The organism is Actinomadura sp. BRA 177 (assembly GCF_013372625.1).
In the GTDB taxonomy this organism is placed as follows: Bacteria; Actinomycetota; Actinomycetes; order Streptosporangiales; family Streptosporangiaceae; genus Spirillospora.
The window spans coordinates 1-15,126 of sequence record NZ_JABXFD010000663.1 but is presented as its reverse complement, the minus strand read 5'-3'; the positions used below and the strand labels follow the sequence as shown (position 1 = coordinate 15,126).

At 68.3% G+C, this 15,126-nt stretch carries 15 protein-coding genes, 1 pseudogene and 1 riboswitch; of the genes and pseudogenes, 13 read left to right on the top strand and 3 right to left on the bottom strand.

Annotated elements, in window-relative coordinates:
* The coding region (locus HUX53_RS42065; protein WP_309237612.1) for a serine/threonine-protein kinase at positions 1-1,250 on the bottom strand (1,250 nt) is incomplete at its 3' end.
* A gap of 121 nt (positions 1,251-1,371) precedes the next feature.
* On the opposite strand from HUX53_RS42065, the gene HUX53_RS36870 reads away from it, so the two are divergent.
* Both HUX53_RS36870 and HUX53_RS36865 read left to right on the top strand, forming a co-directional pair.
* The gene (locus HUX53_RS36870) at positions 1,372-1,923 is read left to right on the top strand and encodes an RNA polymerase sigma factor (RefSeq protein WP_176407906.1); all 552 of its coding nucleotides are present in this window, start codon (positions 1,372-1,374) and stop codon (positions 1,921-1,923) included.
* A 141-nt stretch (positions 1,924-2,064) separates the two neighbouring features.
* The gene (locus HUX53_RS36865; RefSeq protein WP_176407905.1) at positions 2,065-3,087 is read left to right on the top strand and encodes a sulfotransferase; all 1,023 of its coding nucleotides are present in this window, start codon (positions 2,065-2,067) and stop codon (positions 3,085-3,087) included.
* 49 nt (positions 3,088-3,136) lie between these two features.
* On the opposite strand, the gene HUX53_RS36860 is transcribed toward HUX53_RS36865, so the two are convergent.
* Positions 3,137-4,636, bottom strand: coding sequence for a trehalose-6-phosphate synthase (locus tag HUX53_RS36860; RefSeq protein ID WP_176407904.1), 1,500 nt, complete (start codon positions 4,634-4,636; stop codon positions 3,137-3,139).
* Between the two features lie 109 nt (positions 4,637-4,745).
* Here HUX53_RS36860 and HUX53_RS36855 point away from each other — a divergent pair, with 109 nt between their 5' ends.
* From HUX53_RS36855 to HUX53_RS36830, 6 genes are all read left to right on the top strand, one after another.
* The gene (locus HUX53_RS36855; protein ID WP_176407903.1) at positions 4,746-5,684 is read left to right on the top strand and encodes a cation diffusion facilitator family transporter; all 939 of its coding nucleotides are present in this window, start codon (positions 4,746-4,748) and stop codon (positions 5,682-5,684) included.
* A 114-nt stretch (positions 5,685-5,798) separates the two neighbouring features.
* A riboswitch (SAM riboswitch) is annotated at positions 5,799-5,940 on the top strand.
* A 16-nt stretch (positions 5,941-5,956) separates the two neighbouring features.
* A complete protein-coding gene (gene thrC / locus HUX53_RS36850; protein ID WP_176407902.1) occupies positions 5,957-7,201 on the top strand; it encodes a threonine synthase in 1,245 nt (414 codons plus the stop codon).
* Positions 7,202-7,214: 13 nt separating this feature from the next.
* Positions 7,215-7,490: a MoaD/ThiS family protein gene (locus tag HUX53_RS36845; RefSeq protein WP_176407901.1), complete on the top strand. Its 276-nt coding sequence runs from the start codon at positions 7,215-7,217 to the stop codon at positions 7,488-7,490.
* Positions 7,491-7,585: 95 nt separating this feature from the next.
* Entirely contained in the window at positions 7,586-7,993 is a 408-nt protein-coding gene (locus HUX53_RS36840) for a DUF5959 family protein (RefSeq protein ID WP_176407900.1), read from the top strand.
* A 1,115-nt stretch (positions 7,994-9,108) separates the two neighbouring features.
* Complete coding sequence (locus tag HUX53_RS36835; RefSeq protein ID WP_176407899.1) at positions 9,109-10,368, top strand: hypothetical protein; 1,260 nt, start codon at positions 9,109-9,111, stop codon at positions 10,366-10,368.
* A gap of 59 nt (positions 10,369-10,427) precedes the next feature.
* Positions 10,428-11,099 (top strand): HAD family hydrolase, encoded by a 672-nt coding sequence (locus HUX53_RS36830; RefSeq protein ID WP_217920339.1) that lies wholly within the window; start codon positions 10,428-10,430, stop codon positions 11,097-11,099.
* Here the strand turns inward: HUX53_RS36830 and HUX53_RS36825 are convergent.
* Positions 11,080-12,273 (bottom strand): transcriptional regulator, encoded by a 1,194-nt coding sequence (locus tag HUX53_RS36825; RefSeq protein ID WP_217920338.1) that lies wholly within the window; start codon positions 12,271-12,273, stop codon positions 11,080-11,082. The two genes, HUX53_RS36830 and HUX53_RS36825, sit on opposite strands and share 20 nt — an antisense overlap.
* 572 nt (positions 12,274-12,845) lie before the next feature.
* Between HUX53_RS36825 and HUX53_RS36820 the strand changes: the two genes are divergently transcribed.
* From HUX53_RS36820 to HUX53_RS36800, 5 genes and pseudogenes are all read left to right on the top strand, one after another.
* On the top strand, positions 12,846-13,274 hold the full coding sequence (locus HUX53_RS36820) for a hypothetical protein (protein ID WP_176407896.1): 429 nt from the start codon (positions 12,846-12,848) through the stop codon (positions 13,272-13,274).
* Between the two features lie 14 nt (positions 13,275-13,288).
* Positions 13,289-13,498, top strand: coding sequence for a hypothetical protein (locus tag HUX53_RS36815; protein ID WP_176407895.1), 210 nt, complete (start codon positions 13,289-13,291; stop codon positions 13,496-13,498).
* Positions 13,486-13,893, top strand: coding sequence for a hypothetical protein (locus tag HUX53_RS36810; protein WP_176407894.1), 408 nt, complete (start codon positions 13,486-13,488; stop codon positions 13,891-13,893). The genes HUX53_RS36815 and HUX53_RS36810 overlap by 13 nt, the downstream gene beginning before the upstream one ends.
* Positions 13,894-14,034: 141 nt before the next feature.
* Positions 14,035-14,766 carry a GntR family transcriptional regulator gene (locus tag HUX53_RS36805; RefSeq protein ID WP_176407907.1) on the top strand — a complete coding sequence of 244 codons (732 nt, stop codon included), beginning with the start codon at positions 14,035-14,037 and terminating at the stop codon, positions 14,764-14,766.
* Positions 14,767-14,891: 125 nt separating this feature from the next.
* Positions 14,892-15,126: pseudogene (locus HUX53_RS36800) on the top strand (plasmid replication, integration and excision activator); the annotation flags it as partial.

Genomic DNA, 15,126 nt, shown 5'->3' with positions numbered 1-15,126 from the left:
CCGCAGGGCGGTGGCGGGCCGCCGTAGGGGCCGCCCATCGGCTGCGCGGGACCGCCGCCGCCCTGCGGAGGGGGCTGGGTCGGGAACACGGCGGTCTTGTTGTCGCCGCCGGGCGGCGGCCCTTGGTACGACACCGTGCGGTCGTTGTCATTGTCCGGGGACGTGGGAGGCTCGCCCTGCCCGAACGGGGTCGCGCGTCCGGCCGGGTCGTCCACGATCGTCGCCTGACCGCCGGCCGGCGGGCGCGGCGGGACGCGCATCTCGGACGTGCGGACGTCGTCCTCGGCGGACTGGTCGAGGCGCGTCCGCATCTCGGGCGGGCCGGCGGCGCCCTGGTTCGCCGCGACGGTCTGCCCCGGGCCGGGCGGCTGCTGGACGGGACCCGGCTGCTGCTGGGCAGGGCCGCCGGGCGCGGGCGGGCGAGCCGGGGAGCCGTCGCGGTAGAAATCCTGGACGGTGGCGTCCGCATCGATCTGCGGTACGGGCGGTACGGGGGAGGCGGCCGCACCGGGCGGGGCCGGGGCCGTCGTCGGGCGCAGCGTCGACAGCGCCTCCGCGAACGCCTCGGCGGTCGGCCACCGCTTCTCCCGCTCCACCTCCAGCGCCCGCATGATCACCTGGTCGAACGCCGGCGTCAGCCCCTCGCGCAGCTCGCTCGGCGGCGACTTCACCGGCGCCGGGCCCGGGGCCCGTCCGGTGAGCATGTGGTAGGTCAGCGCGCCGAGCCCGTACACGTCGGCGCGGACGTCCAGCCCGCCGCCGAACCGCGCCTGCTCCGGCGACATGTATCCGGGGGTGCCGACCGGCAGCGTGAACGCGCCGGACGCGTGCGCCAGCGCCTTCGCGAGGCCGAGGTCGGCGATGAGCAGCTTCTCGCCGCCGTCCGGCGTCGACTGGAACAGCACGTTGGACGGCTTCAGGTCGCGGTGGATCACCCCGAGCGTGTTGATCACCTCGACGCCGTAGGCGATCTGCTCGGCGAGCGCAACGACCTCGCTGACCGGAAGTGGCCGTTCGCGCATGCGGTCGCCGAGCGTCCCCAGGTCGGCGTAGGACATGACGAAGTACGGGCGGGCGTCCGGCAGCTCCCCGATGTCGTGCACGCGGACGAGCCGCTCGGAGTCGGCGCGGCGCAGGATCCGGGCCTCCTCCAGGAAGCGGTTGCGCACGTCCAGATCGTCGACCAGATTGCTGTTCAGCACCTTGATGGCGACCTGCGACTCCAGGGCGTCGTCGTGCCCCAGCCACACAGAGGCGAACGCCCCCGAACCCAGGACGCGATCGATTCGGTAACGGCCTACAGCTGGTGGGAAAGACACTCCCGTATCATCCCAGCAAACGGGGCTGGCCCGCGAACGACGATGAGGCGGCATGGCATTCGACGAGAGGACCGAGGAGCTCGCGGTGAAGGCCGCGCAGGGCGACCAGGGCGCCCTCAACGAGCTCCTCCGCAAGATCGAGCCGGACGTGCTGCGGCACACCTCCCGGTTCCTGCCCTGCCGGCAGGACGCCGAGGAGGCCTGCCAGGACGCGCTGCTCCAGGTCGCCCGGAACATCCACCGGTTCGAGGGCCGGTCGCGGTTCAGCACCTGGCTGCACGTCGTCGTCGCCAACTCCGCCCGCTCCACCTACCGGTCGCTGAAGCGGCGCGCGGTCGAGCAGGCCGGCGAGCTGCCGCAGCAGCGCCCCGACCCGCGCCGGACCAGCGTCATCGCCGGGTCCCGGGTCGACATCCTGGACGCCATGGAGGATCTGGAGGCCCGCAAGCCGGACCTCATCCAGGCCCTCGTGCTGCGGGACGTGTCCCAGCTGGAGTACGCGGAGATCGCCAAGCAGCTCAACCTGCCGCTCGGCACGGTCAAGTCCCGCATCCACGAGGCGCGCAAGCAGGTCAGGCAGACGCTGGGCGAGTCGTACACGTGACCGGGCGGCCCGCCTGACGGGCCGCCTCGCCTGACGGGCCGCCCCGCCTGACGGCGCGCCCCGTCAAAGGTCGGTAATCGCGCGGTAACGGTGCGTCCAGAATCGGTGCCGTGAGCTGCGCGTCTGCAGCAGCATGCGGGCATGCCATCAGGACCGGCCACCCGCCACGACCGCCCGATCTTCGTTCTCGGCTGCGCCCGTTCGGGGACGACCCTGCTGCGGCTGATGCTCCACTCGCACTCCCGCATCGCGCTCCCGACGGAGACCAAGTTCGTCCTCCCCGCCTATACGGCACGGTGCGAATTCGGTGACCTCGCGGAGAGGAAGAACAGGCGCGCGCTCGCCGAGTGGATCACGGACGACCGGTCGACCAAGGTCCACGAGCTCGGGCTGGACGCCGGCGAGGTCGTCGACGAGATCGTCGCCGGGCCGCCGACGCTCGGCTCCGCGGTCGGCGCCGTGTTCCGCGCCTACGCGCGCCTGCAGGGGAAGGCGCGCTGGGGCGACAAGCGCCCGAGCTACGCCCGGTACGCCGGCCCGCTGCTGCGGATGTTCCCGGACGCGCAGTTCGTCCACCTCGTCCGGGACGGCCGGGACTGCGTCGCGTCCCTGCTGGAGATGCCCTGGTACGACGGCGACGTCCACCACGCCGTGTCGCTCTGGCGCGAGACGATCGACCAGGGCCGCCGGCTCGCCTCGCGGCTCGGCCCCGACACCTACTACGAGCTGCAGTACGAGCGGCTCGTCGCCGACCCCGCCGACGAGCTGACCCGGCTCTGCGGGTTCCTCGGCGAGGACTTCGACCCGGCGATGACGCACCCCGAGGGCCTCGCGCGGAAGACCGTCCCGTCCCGCAAGAGGTGGCACGGCCGGACGCACGACGCCGTCACCACGGGCCGCATCGGATCCTGGGCGGAGCGGCTCGACCCGTGGGAGATCAGCCTGGCGGAGGCCGCGTTCGGCGAACGCCTCGCCGAGTTCGGCTACGAGCCGAGCGGACTGCCGAAGCCGTCCGCGTCCCAGCTCGCCCACTTCGCCCGGATCAGCGCCCACCGCCGCATGGCGCAGAGCAAGGACGCGCTGCGCGAACGCTGGAAGCAGCACCACGAACCGAACCCGGTCGCCTCCCGCTTGGCCACCGAACCGTCCGCCACGACCACCTGAGCCCGCGGCGTGTTGCCCTGACCGCCCGGAAGGGCAACACGCCGCTTCTCTAGTCGAGGGCGGCGAGTTGGTCGGCGAACCACTGTTGCGGGGGGAGGGCCGTCGCGGCGGCCGTGAGACGGGCGCAATGCTCGGCGCGCTGGGCGCGCGGCATCAGCAGGGCCTGGTGCAGGGTCTCCGCCGTCTGCGTCACGTCGAAGGGGTTGACCATCAGGGCATCCTCCGACAATTCGGACGCCGCGCCCGCCTCCCGTGACAGGACGAGCGCGCACCCCTGCTCCGACAGGACGGGCCCTTCCTTCGCGACGAGGTTCATCCCGTCGCGGATCGGATTGACCAGCAGGACGTCCGCCAGACCGTAGGCGGCCAGGGAACGCGGATAGTCGTCGTTCACCTGCAGGATCAGCGGCTCCCAGTCAGCGGTGCCGAACTCGTCCGTGATCTGCTCGGCCATGTCCTGGACGGCTGCCGTGTATGCGCGGTACTCGGGCAGGTCGTAGCGGGACGGGTAGGCGAACGCCAGGTGCACCACGCGTCCGCGCCACTCGGGATGGTTGACGAGCATCTCCCGGTAGGCGGCGAGACCGCGCACGATGTTCTTCGACAGTTCCGTACGGTCGATCCGCACGATGAGCTGACGGTCGCCCACCTGCTCCCTCAGCGCGCGCGCCCGCTCAACGACGTCCTGCTGGGCGGCGCGCTTGCGCAAGGCCGGTTCGTCGACGCCGAGGCCATGGACGCCCACGTGCGTGGTGTGCCCTGCGCAGGTGACGGTACGAGCCGTCCGGTCGACGCGTGCACCCGGCACGAGTTCGCAGCAGTCGAGGAACGCCGACGCCCACCGCTCGGTGAGGAACCCCGCGTGGTCGGCGCCGAGTATGCCCAGAAGGACCTGCACACCGATGTCGTCAGGCAGCAGCTTGTAGTACTCGGGCGGCGCCCATGGCGTGTGGGAGAAGTGGACGATTTTCAGGTCGGGACGCCGTTCCCGGAGCATTCGCGGGGCCAGCGACAGGTGGTAGTCCTGGATCGCGGCCTTCGCGCCGTGGGCGGCATCCCGTGCCAGGGCGTCCGCGAAGGCCGCGTTGTACGCCTCATAGGACTGCCAGTCGCGGCGGGCGCGAGCATCGAAGTGCGGGCTGCGCGGTGTGTCGTACAGGAGGTGGTGGACGAACCACAGCGTCGAGTTGGCCACCGCGTTGTACGCACGGTCGAACGTGGCCGCCGGGATGTCGAGCATCCGTACGGCCGCGCCACCGGTGTCGTAGCCCGCCTGGTCTATGCGACCGTCCGGTGAACGGCGAGCAGCCGTCCGATCGGCCTCGTTGAGGCTCGCGCACACCCACAGCACGTCCGGGCCATGGTCGGACGGCACCGACGTCCCCGCAGGCTGAGTCGGACGAGGCGGCCCAGGGTCGCGTGGGGCGCCCGTGACGGCGGCCAGGCCCGACACCAGTCCACCCCCGCCACGACGCATGATGAACTCGCCGCTCTCCGAAAGCGAGAAGGACACCGGGCCACGGTTGGACGCCACCAGCACTTGGCTCATACCCGCAGGGTCTCAGTTGTGACCGATGCGCTCCACAGTGACCCACGTGGTTTCCACCACGGCCGGACCCGGCCCGATTAGCGCGGAACGCGAGGGGTACCCGACCGGAATGAGCAGGTCCGACACAACGAAGACCGTGCTCGTCGCCGGTGCCGCCAACCTCATCCTCGCCATCACCAAGCTGATCGCCGGCCTGCTGGCCGGGTCCAGCGCGATGCTCGCGGAGAGCGCACACTCGATCGCGGACACGCTCAACCAGAGCTTCCTGTTCGCGTCCCTGCGACGCAGCGAACGTCCCCCCGACAAGCGCCACCCCTTCGGATACGGCAACGAGCGGTACATCTGGTCGCTGCTCGCCGCCTTCGGCATCTTCATCGCCGGAGCCGGGTTCTCGATCTTCGAGGGCATCCTGACCATGACCGGCCACGGCGGCACCGGGCACGCCGTGTGGCTCGCCTACGCCGTCCTCGCCCTCGCCGCCGTGCTGGAGGGGACGTCCTGGATCCGCGCCTTCTACCAGGCGCGCAAGGAGACCCGGCAAAGCGACCACGACCTCGTCGAGCACGTCCGCCGGTCGCCCGACCTGACGTTCAAGACCGCGCTGTTCGAGGACAGCGCCGCGATGGTCGGCCTCGCGCTCGCCGCCGGCGGGCTGGTGCTGCGGCAGATCACCGGCTCGGAGTTCTGGGACGGGCTCGCGTCCGTCCTCATCGGGCTGCTGCTCGCCGGGCTGGCGCTGCTGATCGGCCGGGAGAGCACCGTGCTGCTCATCGGGCGGGCCGCCGACCCCGACGCGCAGCGCGAGATCCGCGCGGAGATCCTCGGCGCGCCCGGCGTGACCGGCGTGGACGAGCTGCTCACCATGCACTTCGGCCCCGAGCAGCTGCTCGTCGCCGCCAAGGTCAACTTCTCCGACGCCATCAGCGCCGATGAGGCCGAGGACGTCGCCGGGGAGATCGACCGGCGGCTCCGGGAGCGGCTCCCGATCGTCCGGCACGTGTTCCTCGACCCGACCCAGCGCACCGTCCGCAAGGAGTCGCCCGCGTGATCAAGACCTCGGCCGGGTAACGTCTCACTCGGTGGACCTACCTGTCTGGCATCCGGTCAGTTCATGTAAAGTCACGCATACGAGCTCAAACCGCTCGGATCTACAACTGCATACCGCTCATCCAGAGGGGTGGAGGGACCGGCCCTGCGAAGCCCCGGCAACCACCCGGCTATGGCGCGCTCGCGATCCTGCGAGGCCGGCCGGGAGATGGTGCCAACTCCGGCCTGCGACCAAGGTGGCGCAGGGAAGATGGGGAGAAAGGCCTCGCCCTCATGGCACTCACGCCTGCCACAGACCTCGGACCCGCTACCGCGCTCGTCTGCCGCGAATGCGGCTCCACCCGCGACCTCGGTCCCTTCTACGCCTGTGAAGAATGTTTCGGCCCCCTGGAGATCGCCTACGACTTCGCCGGCGTCTCCCGCGCGAGCATCGAGTCCGGGCCGCGCAACATCTGGCGGTACCGCGGGCTGCTGCCCGTCCCGTCCAACGTCGCCGACACCCCCAACACCGAGCCGGGCCTGACCCGCCTCGTCCGCGCCGACAACCTCGCGGAGAGCCTCGGCCTGCAGAGCCTGTGGGTGAAGGACGACAGCGGCAACCCGACCCACTCGTTCAAGGACCGCGTCGTCGCCGTCGCGCTCGCCGCCGCCCGCGAACTCGGCTTCAAGGTGCTGGCCTGCCCGTCCACCGGCAACCTCGCCAACGCCGTCGCCGCCGCCGCGGCCCGCGCCGGGATCCGCAGCGCCGTGTTCGTCCCGTCCAACCTCGAATCGCAGAAGATCATCACGACGGCCGTGTACGGCGGGACGTTCGTGACGGTCGACGGCAACTACGACGACGTCAACCGCCTCGCCTCCGAGATCGCCGGGGAGCAGGACGACTGGGCGTTCGTCAACGTCAACGTCCGGCCCTACTACGCGGAGGGCTCCAAGACGCTCGGCTACGAGATCGCCGAGCAGCTCGGCTGGCGGCTGCCCGACCAGATCGTCGTCCCGGTCGCGTCCGGCTCTCAGCTCACCAAGATCGACAAGGCGTTCCAGGAGCTGATCAAGCTCGGCCTCGTCGAGGACAAGCCGTACCGCGTGTTCGGCGCCCAGGCCGCCGGCTGCGACCCGGTCGCCGCCGCGTTCAAGGCCGGGCACGACGTCGTCCGCCCGGTGAAGCCCGACACGATCGCCAAGTCCCTCGCCATCGGCAACCCCGCCGACGGCCCCTACGTCCTGGACGTCGCCCGCCGCACCAACGGAGCCGTCGAGGACGTCACGGACGCCGAGGTCGTCGAGGGCATCCGCCTGCTCGCCCGCACCGAGGGCATCTTCGGCGAGACCGCCGGCGGCGTCACCGTCGCGACCCTGCGCAAGCTGATCGACGCGGGCACCCTCGACCCGTCCGCCGAGACCGTGATCATCAACTCGGGGGACGGCCTGAAGACCCTGGACGCCGTCGCCCCGGTCGTCGCCCCGTCCGCGAACATCGCCCCGTCCCTGGAGGCGTTCCGCGCCGCCGGCCTCGCCTGAGAAAAGGAGCATCATGAGCGTTTCCGTGCGCATCCCGACGATCCTGCGGACCTACACGGGCGGCGAGTCCGAGGTGAAGGCCGAGGGCGCCACCCTGCGCGCCGTCGTCGCCGACCTGGAGGCGAACCACGCCGGCATCTCCGCCCGCATCCTGGACGACGCGGGCAAGATCCGCCGCTTCGTGAACGTCTACGTCGGCGACGAGGACGTCCGCTTCGCCGACGGCCTCGACACCCCCACCCCCGACGGCGCCCAGATCTCCATCATCCCCGCCGTGGCCGGCGGCTGACGCCCGTCGCCGAGCGGCCCGGTCCCGCCCGGGACCGGGCCGCCGATCGGTACAAACCCCCATGCACCCCTGCGACCGCGCACTACGATGACGCGGTGCGAACGGACGACACGACCGAACTGATCCACCTGTCCGATGACCTGGGAAACAGCGTCGTCCTACGAGTGACGGGCCAGGAACCCCCCGGCCTCACCGGCGTCATAGAGGTCGGCAGCTATTTCGTCAGCGGCTCCATCAAAACCTGGCTGGCCGCCGAAGACCTGACCGCGTGGGAGAAGGCCCTCGACTCCCTGGCGCAGGGCGACGACGCCGCCGCATGGCGCGAAGGCCAGCGCGCAACCGAGATCTTCCTAGAGATCGACGACTACGACCGAGTACGCGTCGCCGTGGTCGACCGGCAGTCCTTCCTCGTGACGGTGGAACTCACCATCGAAGTCGCCGAAGATTGGCTCGAAGACCACCGCGAACGCCTGACCACCGTCCGCGCGCTACTCCCCGAGTAACTCGCAGTCCCCACGTGGACGAGTCCGGCGCGGCCGAAGATGGTCGGCGACACCCCAGCCGACCCGGCAGCGACACACTGCAGAGAACCCCGCAGGGGGGTTCCGCCGCAGGTGGGAACGGGTCTGGGCGGGCAGGCGAACCTTCCCCCGCACAGGATGTGTGGCGCTTGCACTCGGCAGGGTGGAGTGACCAAGAAGACGAGTAGCCACCCCCTGACCTGCGAACGGACGGCCCCACCCTGCACGGACGGGGCCGTCCGTTCCGCAACTGTTCCGTGCTGCTGGGCTCAGCTCGGTGCTACTGCAGCGGCGGCGAACAGACTTGCCAGGATGTTGCTCGCGACAGTTGCAGCAGGAGTGAACCATGAGCGCCACTTCTTCATGAGCATCACCTCCCCTTCGCGCCTTCCTCCGGACGCTTGCCCGGAGATGAATGCAGCAAGGTAGGCAGCGCCGCCGAGAAGCAGTAGCCCCGAGACTCGGTGAGACACCGAGCTCAACCCAGCAACAGGCACGGTCAGGATATGCGGCCTGACCGCAGCACGCACCTGCCTGAGCTTCCCGTCTGCCGTCGTCCCGCGCTCCGCGCTGCCGGGCTAGGGCCAGGGGGTGAAGGTGGAGCGCCCTGCTGGACGAACGACCTTCACCCCCTGGCCCTGGTCTGGTAGATCTCTGATCGGGACGGCGGCAGACGGGAAGCTCAGGCCCTTACCCTCAATCTTCGGCGACCGTCACGGGTACGCCCCGTGCTTCCCGGAGTCGGAGTGCCCCCGCCGGAGGCAAAGAAGACCTCGGCCACGTGTGGTCGGATGACGGGCGGCGGCGCGACCCGGTGACCGCCGGCGGCTGGCGGACGGGGCGGCGGTGGCAGGATGCGCGGCCCGGCGCGGCCGTCGGTGACCGGCGCCCACGCCGCACGCTCCGGGCGGCCTGGCGCGGGGCCGCGCAGCGGCCTGAGCGCCGCCGCCCCTTGATCCCAAACAGCCCAATTCGGCAGTTCAGCGCAGCCAACCACGGAGAATCGCCGCAAAAGATGGTGCGAGGAGGTCTTGGATGCGTCATGCTCATAGGTGGACACGGAGCTAGCTGTCTTCGACAGAAGTGGATGAGCGGCAATGAGCAACCGAAAGTCCCCGCGCTCTGACGTTAGAATTAGAGAGGTAGCTGGATGGCCGCACAAAGTATCCAATCAAGTATTTGTGCAATGGTGTCTGAAATTTTCATCTGAGAGACTTGAAACTAATCAGTGGGGCTCTTGGGGAAATTCCGGATATCGCATCGGGGATGCGAATGGAAATCATTTTGCAATTGAGCCAACTGGCCCTCTTGCCTGGAAGTTGTCCAAAATGGTCGGCTTCGAAGCAGACGAGGTAAAACCCTTGTTAATGGAAGCCGCAGAGAAGACGAGTAAAGGCGATACAGGCGAAGACGTTGCCTATCAAGCGGAATTGGTGAGCCCAACTCCGCCACTCGATGCATCATTCGGGTTAAACCTCGCCCGCATGCTAGGCGAACGAGTCCGGATTGATGGAGCGCGGAGGCTTTCTCGGTACGCTTTGCTGGATTTCACCGAAGGAGAAGCTGAAACTCCAACTCCACTCTTTCCACCTGATATCCGTATCAAAGCGACAATATTCGTTCCCGGGCCGGCGCCAGGTGACTTGGCGAACCAGGCAGCAGCTTCGACAATGGAAGTCGTCGCGGCTATCTGTGCATTTGCTCTGAGTCGGCCCGTAGACACTCCCCCAGTGATATTCCCTGTGGACGCTAAGGACATGGAGGAAATACTTGCACGTAGAGACGATGTGAGCATCCTGGGCTTGGCTCGCGATTCTATCAGCCTAGACATCATAGATGCCCTTTCCACCCTTGGAGACAGGGAATCAGTATTGCGTGTCAGAAACGCGCTTATCACCATTCACCACGCACAGCGTCAAAGTAACTCAGATATCGCCACAATGCTCTACGTGTGCGCTATCGAAGCCCTAATTACTCCCGGAGAAACCCGACCTTGGAGGAAAAATAGAGTGGTAGCACGTTTTCGAGACGGGCTCCTATCTCTGTGCACACACAAAATTGATGAGATTCTAAATCATCCCAATGTTGAAATGGCATTCGATCACAAGAAGCGTGGTCAGATCGTCAGGCAGCGCAAAGAATTGGTTGAGCGTATCTATGATCTAAGGTCCTTTCCTACTCACACTGGAATTACACCCTCTGGGGCCTATATGGCCTTTGCGTATAACGATTTCTCTATGCGGGCGGCACTCCTGTCGGATATCTCGCGGGCCGCAGTGTTGGCCTATATACAATCTCCACGTTCATTTTTGACTGGAATGCCGAAGATAGATCCGGCGGTTCAAGTGAACGAATAGAAACTCCGCTCTCGTATTCGACTGGCAACCTGTTCGTGGAGGCCAGAGTCCGAGGGCGTATGGTGGCGGGCATGATTCGTGCGGTTGTGTTTGATGTTGGGGAGTGTCTGGTTGATGAGTCTCGGGAGTATGGGACGTGGGCTGACTGGTTGGGGGTGCCTCGGCATACGTTCTCGGCGATGTTCGGGGCGGTGATCGCTCGGGGGTTGGACTACCGGGAGACGTTCCAGGTGTTCGCGCCTGGGTTCGATCTGACGCAGCAGCGGCAGGAGCGGGCCGAGGTGGGGCGGCCTGAGACGTTCGGGGAAGAGGACTTGTATCCGGATGCGCGTCCGACGCTGGCCAAGCTGCGGGGTGATGGGCTGTGGGTCGGGATTGCGGGGAATCAGACGGTGCGGGCCGGCGGGATTCTGCGGTCGTTGGAGCTGCCTAGTGACATGATCGCGACGTCGGATGACTGGGGTGTGTCCAAGCCTGATCCGGGGTTCTTCCGGTGTGTGGTGGAGGCTGCGCCGTGTGAGGCCGACCAGGTGCTGTATGTGGGTGACCGGTTGGACAACGACATCAGGCCCGCGGCGCAGATGGGGTTGCGGACGGCGCTGATCCGGCGGGGGCCGTGGGGGATCGTTCAGCAGGACGACCCGGAGGCCGACCGCGTTCCGACGATGCGGATTGATTCGCTGGCCGAGCTTCCGGGCCGTGTCGCTGAGTTCAACGCTGGAGCGCGCTGAGGGTGGTCTGCCATCCGTACAGGCGGTCATCTAGGCGGCGGACGCATTCGGTGTCGGCCCAGGGCTGGAGGGCACGGCGGACGTCGTGCACGCGGTCCATGCCGGTGGCGTACCAGGTGACGGCGAGTTGATCTAGGGCCTGTTCGGCGTAGGAGCATGCGGCTTCGGGGTCGCGCTGGGCGATCTCGACGGCGGCCAGGTCGCCGAGGATGACGGTGCGTTGTTTGGCGTTGGTGTCGCCGATGGCGTCCAGGACGCCGAGGAGGGTGGCTTTGGCCTGGGCGGGCTGACCGGCTTTGAGCTGGGTGTCTCCCTTGAATGAGGCGAGGCTGATGGGTGAGAACCAGTTGAACCAGTCGGGGGCCGGCTGTCCGGTGCTTTCGGAGAGCAGGTGTTCGGCGTGGTTGATGAGGCGGAGTGCTTCGCGGGGGTGTCCGCAGCGGGTTTCGCATTCGGCTTCGACGGCGTCCAGCCATGCCAGGAATTCGGCGGGGGCGGTGCCGCGTCGGGCGTAGGTGCGGGCGGCGCGCATGCGTTCGGCGGCCTCGTCGCGTCGGCCGTCCCATCCGGGGATGAATGCGGCGTGAGCGAGGATCGCGGCGCCCAACAGTGGGTTGTCGGCTTCGCCGGCGGCCTGGAGGGCGCGAACGTATGAGGCGTCGGCGTCGTCTGGCTGGCGTAGGTCGAAGAACTCGATGCGCCCGACTAGGAGCAGGGACTCGGCGAGTGCGGTGGCCAGGATGGTGCGCGGGACGCCGGTGGTCTCGGCGAGTAGCTGCGTGCCGAGTTTGGTGTGCTCGACCACGGTGGGGTGGAGCTGGGCGGGTTGGACGGAGAAGTAGAGGCGTCGCAATGCGCCGTTGATGGCGGAGAAGTCGGCCCCGACCGTGGGCGGTTGGACGGCGGCGTTGGCCTTGGGGAGTGGGGGCGTGGCGCCGGTGCCTTGGGTGGGGCCGGTGGGTGCGGTGGTGTTCGGCCGTGGCGGGGGTGGCGTGTCCGGGGTCTCCCACGGTGGGGTGAAGCCGAGTTCTTCGACGGGTAGTTGCAGCACGTGGACCAAGAGGCGTTGGTGGTCGGCGCGGGGCCACGGCGGGGAGGTGGACTCCCAACGTCGGATCTGGCGGGCGCTGATCTGCATATTGCCCAAGCCCAGCAGCGGCGCGGCTGCCGTCATGGCGTCGGCTAGCGCCTGCTGCGATGCGTACCCGGCGTGTTGCCGGGCTGCTTTGAGACGGGTGTTTCCTGCTGGGCGCGGCATCGTGGTTCCCTCCGCTGTGAGTCCTCTTCGGGTCCGACTTTAGCGGTCATTGGGGCACTGAGCGGACGTTGTGACGCGCCTAACGTCGCACAGTGTCCTCATAGCGTCCTCTAAGCGCCCTATCTAGGACCTTCAATAGGACGTTCGGAGGCGGGATGGTTGGCCTTATGCGAGACGAGCAGACGGACAGCGGGTGCGGGCACTGCGGCGGGCGTGGGTGGAAGTTCGCTCACGCTCGGCGGGCGGTGCTGGTCGGGGTTCCGGTTGGTTCCGGGCCTGAGGTTGAGCGGGTGCCGTGTCGCTGGTGTGCGCCGTCGCGTGAGGTGCGGGCGGCGTAGTTCGTCCAGGCTGCGGGGCCGGTGGGGCGTCGTGGCGGCTGATGCACGGTTCGGGTCCCCGTCCGGATCGACCGTGTTGGGGGTGGTAGGTCATCCCCGCGGCCGCTGTCCTGCCGGTCCCGCTCTTCTTCTCCTTGGGGAGTGGTGCGTGTGGGTGCGTTGGCGAGTTCTCGGGCTGATGGCGCGTGGCGTCCGGCGGCGTTGGCGCTGATCGCCGAATTGGAGCGGCGGGGCCTGGTGGGCAAGGCATGGGGGCACGGCGCGGTGCGCGTCTACAACCCGGCCGGTGAACCCGATGGCAGTGACCCGCTGGGGCGGATGCTGGGGCCGGGGATGCGGCAAGAGGTGCTGTGTCGCCGCCGGGACGGGGTGCTCTGGTGGTGGTGGGCCTGGTCGGGGCCGACCCGCACGTCTCCGCCGGAGTTGGAGCCGTTGTGCCCGGTGGCCGACGCGGTGACGGCGGTGGAACGGATCGCGCGAGTCCTGGCGGTGCCGTTCGCCGACTCGCCGGCGTCCCTCGACGGCTCGGCCTCGGACGCCTCGTCCGGCTCGTCCGGCTCGTCGGGCGGGTGCGGGTGATGGGGGTGTCGTGGGTGTCGGCTTCGGACGAGACGGGTCGGCGGCCGGTGGCGGCGCAGGTTGAGCGGGAGTTCTCCGGGGTGGTGGCCTGGTACGGGCACGCCACCGGTGCATGGTGGGCGATGGTCCGAATTCCGGGTGATGTGCGGCTGGTGGAGGCACTCAATCCGCGGGAGTTGCGGGAGGCGATCGTCAACGCGCGGGGGTGGCCGTGGCCGAGGTGAACGACGCCTTCGATAGAGGGCACACCGCCGGGCATTCGGGCATCGGGCCTGAGTGCCCGGTGTGGTGTCTGGGGGTACGGACGGTCGGTGACCTGGTCGGCCTGCTGGTGGAGGCAGGCCGGTTATCCGGGCTGCATGCGGCGGCGGGCGTCGACGGCGGGCATGAGCATGAGCGGGTGACGGTGGCCTGTCCGGTCGGGTGCCTGGGATTGTCGGCGCATGTGGCGAATGCGCTGCGGCATGGATTGGGCCGGTCGGTGCGTGTCGGGGATGTGTTGGGGTTGCTGCATTCGGGGAGATTGGACGAGGTGCGGGAAATGGGGGCTCGGCGGGTCGGGGAGGTTCGGACGGCGCTGGTGGCGGCCGGTTTCCCTGTGCCGCCTGACATGGGATGAGGAACGGCCGGTAACCGGGTTCCCTCCGTGCTGTGGGCGTGCTGGTGCGGTCGTTTGGGGCTGACGTGTGGGTGTGCCACGGGCTACAGTGCCGGGAGGTGCACTTATGCGGTCAAGCGTCCTAGTAGTCAGGTGGTCGATATGTCGAGCTTGGAATTCGAGCCTCCGAAGTATGCGCGCGTAGTGCTGGAAATGCGGCGCCGGATCGAGAACGGCGAATACCCGCCCGGGTCCATGCTTCCCTCGGAATCACAGCTCGTCCGTGAGTTCGCGGTGGGGCGTACCACGGTGGTGCGGGCGTTGCAGATGCTCCAGCAGGACGGATGGATCACCCGTGAGCACGGGCGCGGGTCGTTCGTGAAGGGTCGCCCTGCTTCGGACGTGCGGGTCGGTCGGCGGGGGCTGGCGCTGTTGGACCGTCCCGAGACGTTGCCGGGTGTGCGGCTGGTCGACGTCGGCCAGGTCGACGCCCCTGGGCCGGTGGCTGCGTTGTTCGGTCCAGATGGTGGGCGGGTGTTGGCTCGGCGGTCGCTGACGGTCCGCGACGGGATCTCTTCGGATCTGGTGACGTGCTGGTTCCCGCCTGAGCTGGTGTTCGGTACCGACCTGGACAAGGACGCGGCGTTGCCGGTCGGGCTGCGGGATCACCTGCGGTCGGTCAAGGGCCTGCGGGTGGATCACATCTCCGAGCGGCTGACCGCGCGGCTTCCCGCCGGCGATGAGGCCGAGTTGCTGGAGATCAAGAAGTCTGAGCCGGTGCTGTCGATGCTGGCGGGCGTGCACGATGCCTCAGACGTGGTGCGGTTCGTGGTCGAGGTCGTAATGCCGGGATCGCTGCATGAGCTGGAGGACGTGTACAGCGTCCCGGACTGACCACACTTGTTGATGTGATGCACGTCACTCTCTTCTGAGCTTGTTCGGTCGAGTGGGCGACGTACACTCATGTCATAAGCACTCGTCCGGACAAGCGGTCGGGTGAACAAGAAAGGTGGTTCGTGATGGCGGTGCAGGGTCCGTTCAAGGTCGCGTTCGGGGACGTGTTCCCGTTCGGGGCGTTCGTCAAGGGCGGTGTCGAGCCGGTGCGGGACTTCGACCGGTCGACCCGCGAGAACTTCGTGCAGGCGCACGACAAGGACACCGGGGAACTGGTGTGGGCGGTGGAGGTGCTGGACGCCGACCCCGAGTCCAAGGGCACGTTCAAGGTCAAGCTGGCGGCGCCGGTGCAGCCGATCA

Excerpts from the sequence above, each read along its gene's own strand:
- HUX53_RS36855 (WP_176407903.1), top strand. The coding sequence starts at position 4,746 with ATGAGCAGGTCCGACACAACGAAGACCGTGCTCGTCGCCGGTGCCGCC.
- HUX53_RS36860 (WP_176407904.1), bottom strand. The coding sequence starts at position 4,636 with ATGAGCCAAGTGCTGGTGGCGTCCAACCGTGGCCCGGTGTCCTTCTCG.
- thrC (WP_176407902.1), top strand. The coding sequence starts at position 5,957 with ATGGCACTCACGCCTGCCACAGACCTCGGACCCGCTACCGCGCTCGTC.
- HUX53_RS36870 (WP_176407906.1), top strand. The coding sequence starts at position 1,372 with ATGGCATTCGACGAGAGGACCGAGGAGCTCGCGGTGAAGGCCGCGCAG.
- HUX53_RS36835 (WP_176407899.1), top strand. The coding sequence starts at position 9,109 with ATGAGCAACCGAAAGTCCCCGCGCTCTGACGTTAGAATTAGAGAGGTA.
- HUX53_RS36805 (WP_176407907.1), top strand. The coding sequence starts at position 14,035 with ATGTCGAGCTTGGAATTCGAGCCTCCGAAGTATGCGCGCGTAGTGCTG.
- HUX53_RS36865 (WP_176407905.1), top strand. The coding sequence starts at position 2,065 with ATGCCATCAGGACCGGCCACCCGCCACGACCGCCCGATCTTCGTTCTC.
- HUX53_RS36825 (WP_217920338.1), bottom strand. The coding sequence starts at position 12,273 with ATGACGGCAGCCGCGCCGCTGCTGGGCTTGGGCAATATGCAGATCAGC.
- HUX53_RS36845 (WP_176407901.1), top strand. The coding sequence starts at position 7,215 with ATGAGCGTTTCCGTGCGCATCCCGACGATCCTGCGGACCTACACGGGC.
- HUX53_RS36830 (WP_217920339.1), top strand. The coding sequence starts at position 10,428 with ATGGTGGCGGGCATGATTCGTGCGGTTGTGTTTGATGTTGGGGAGTGT.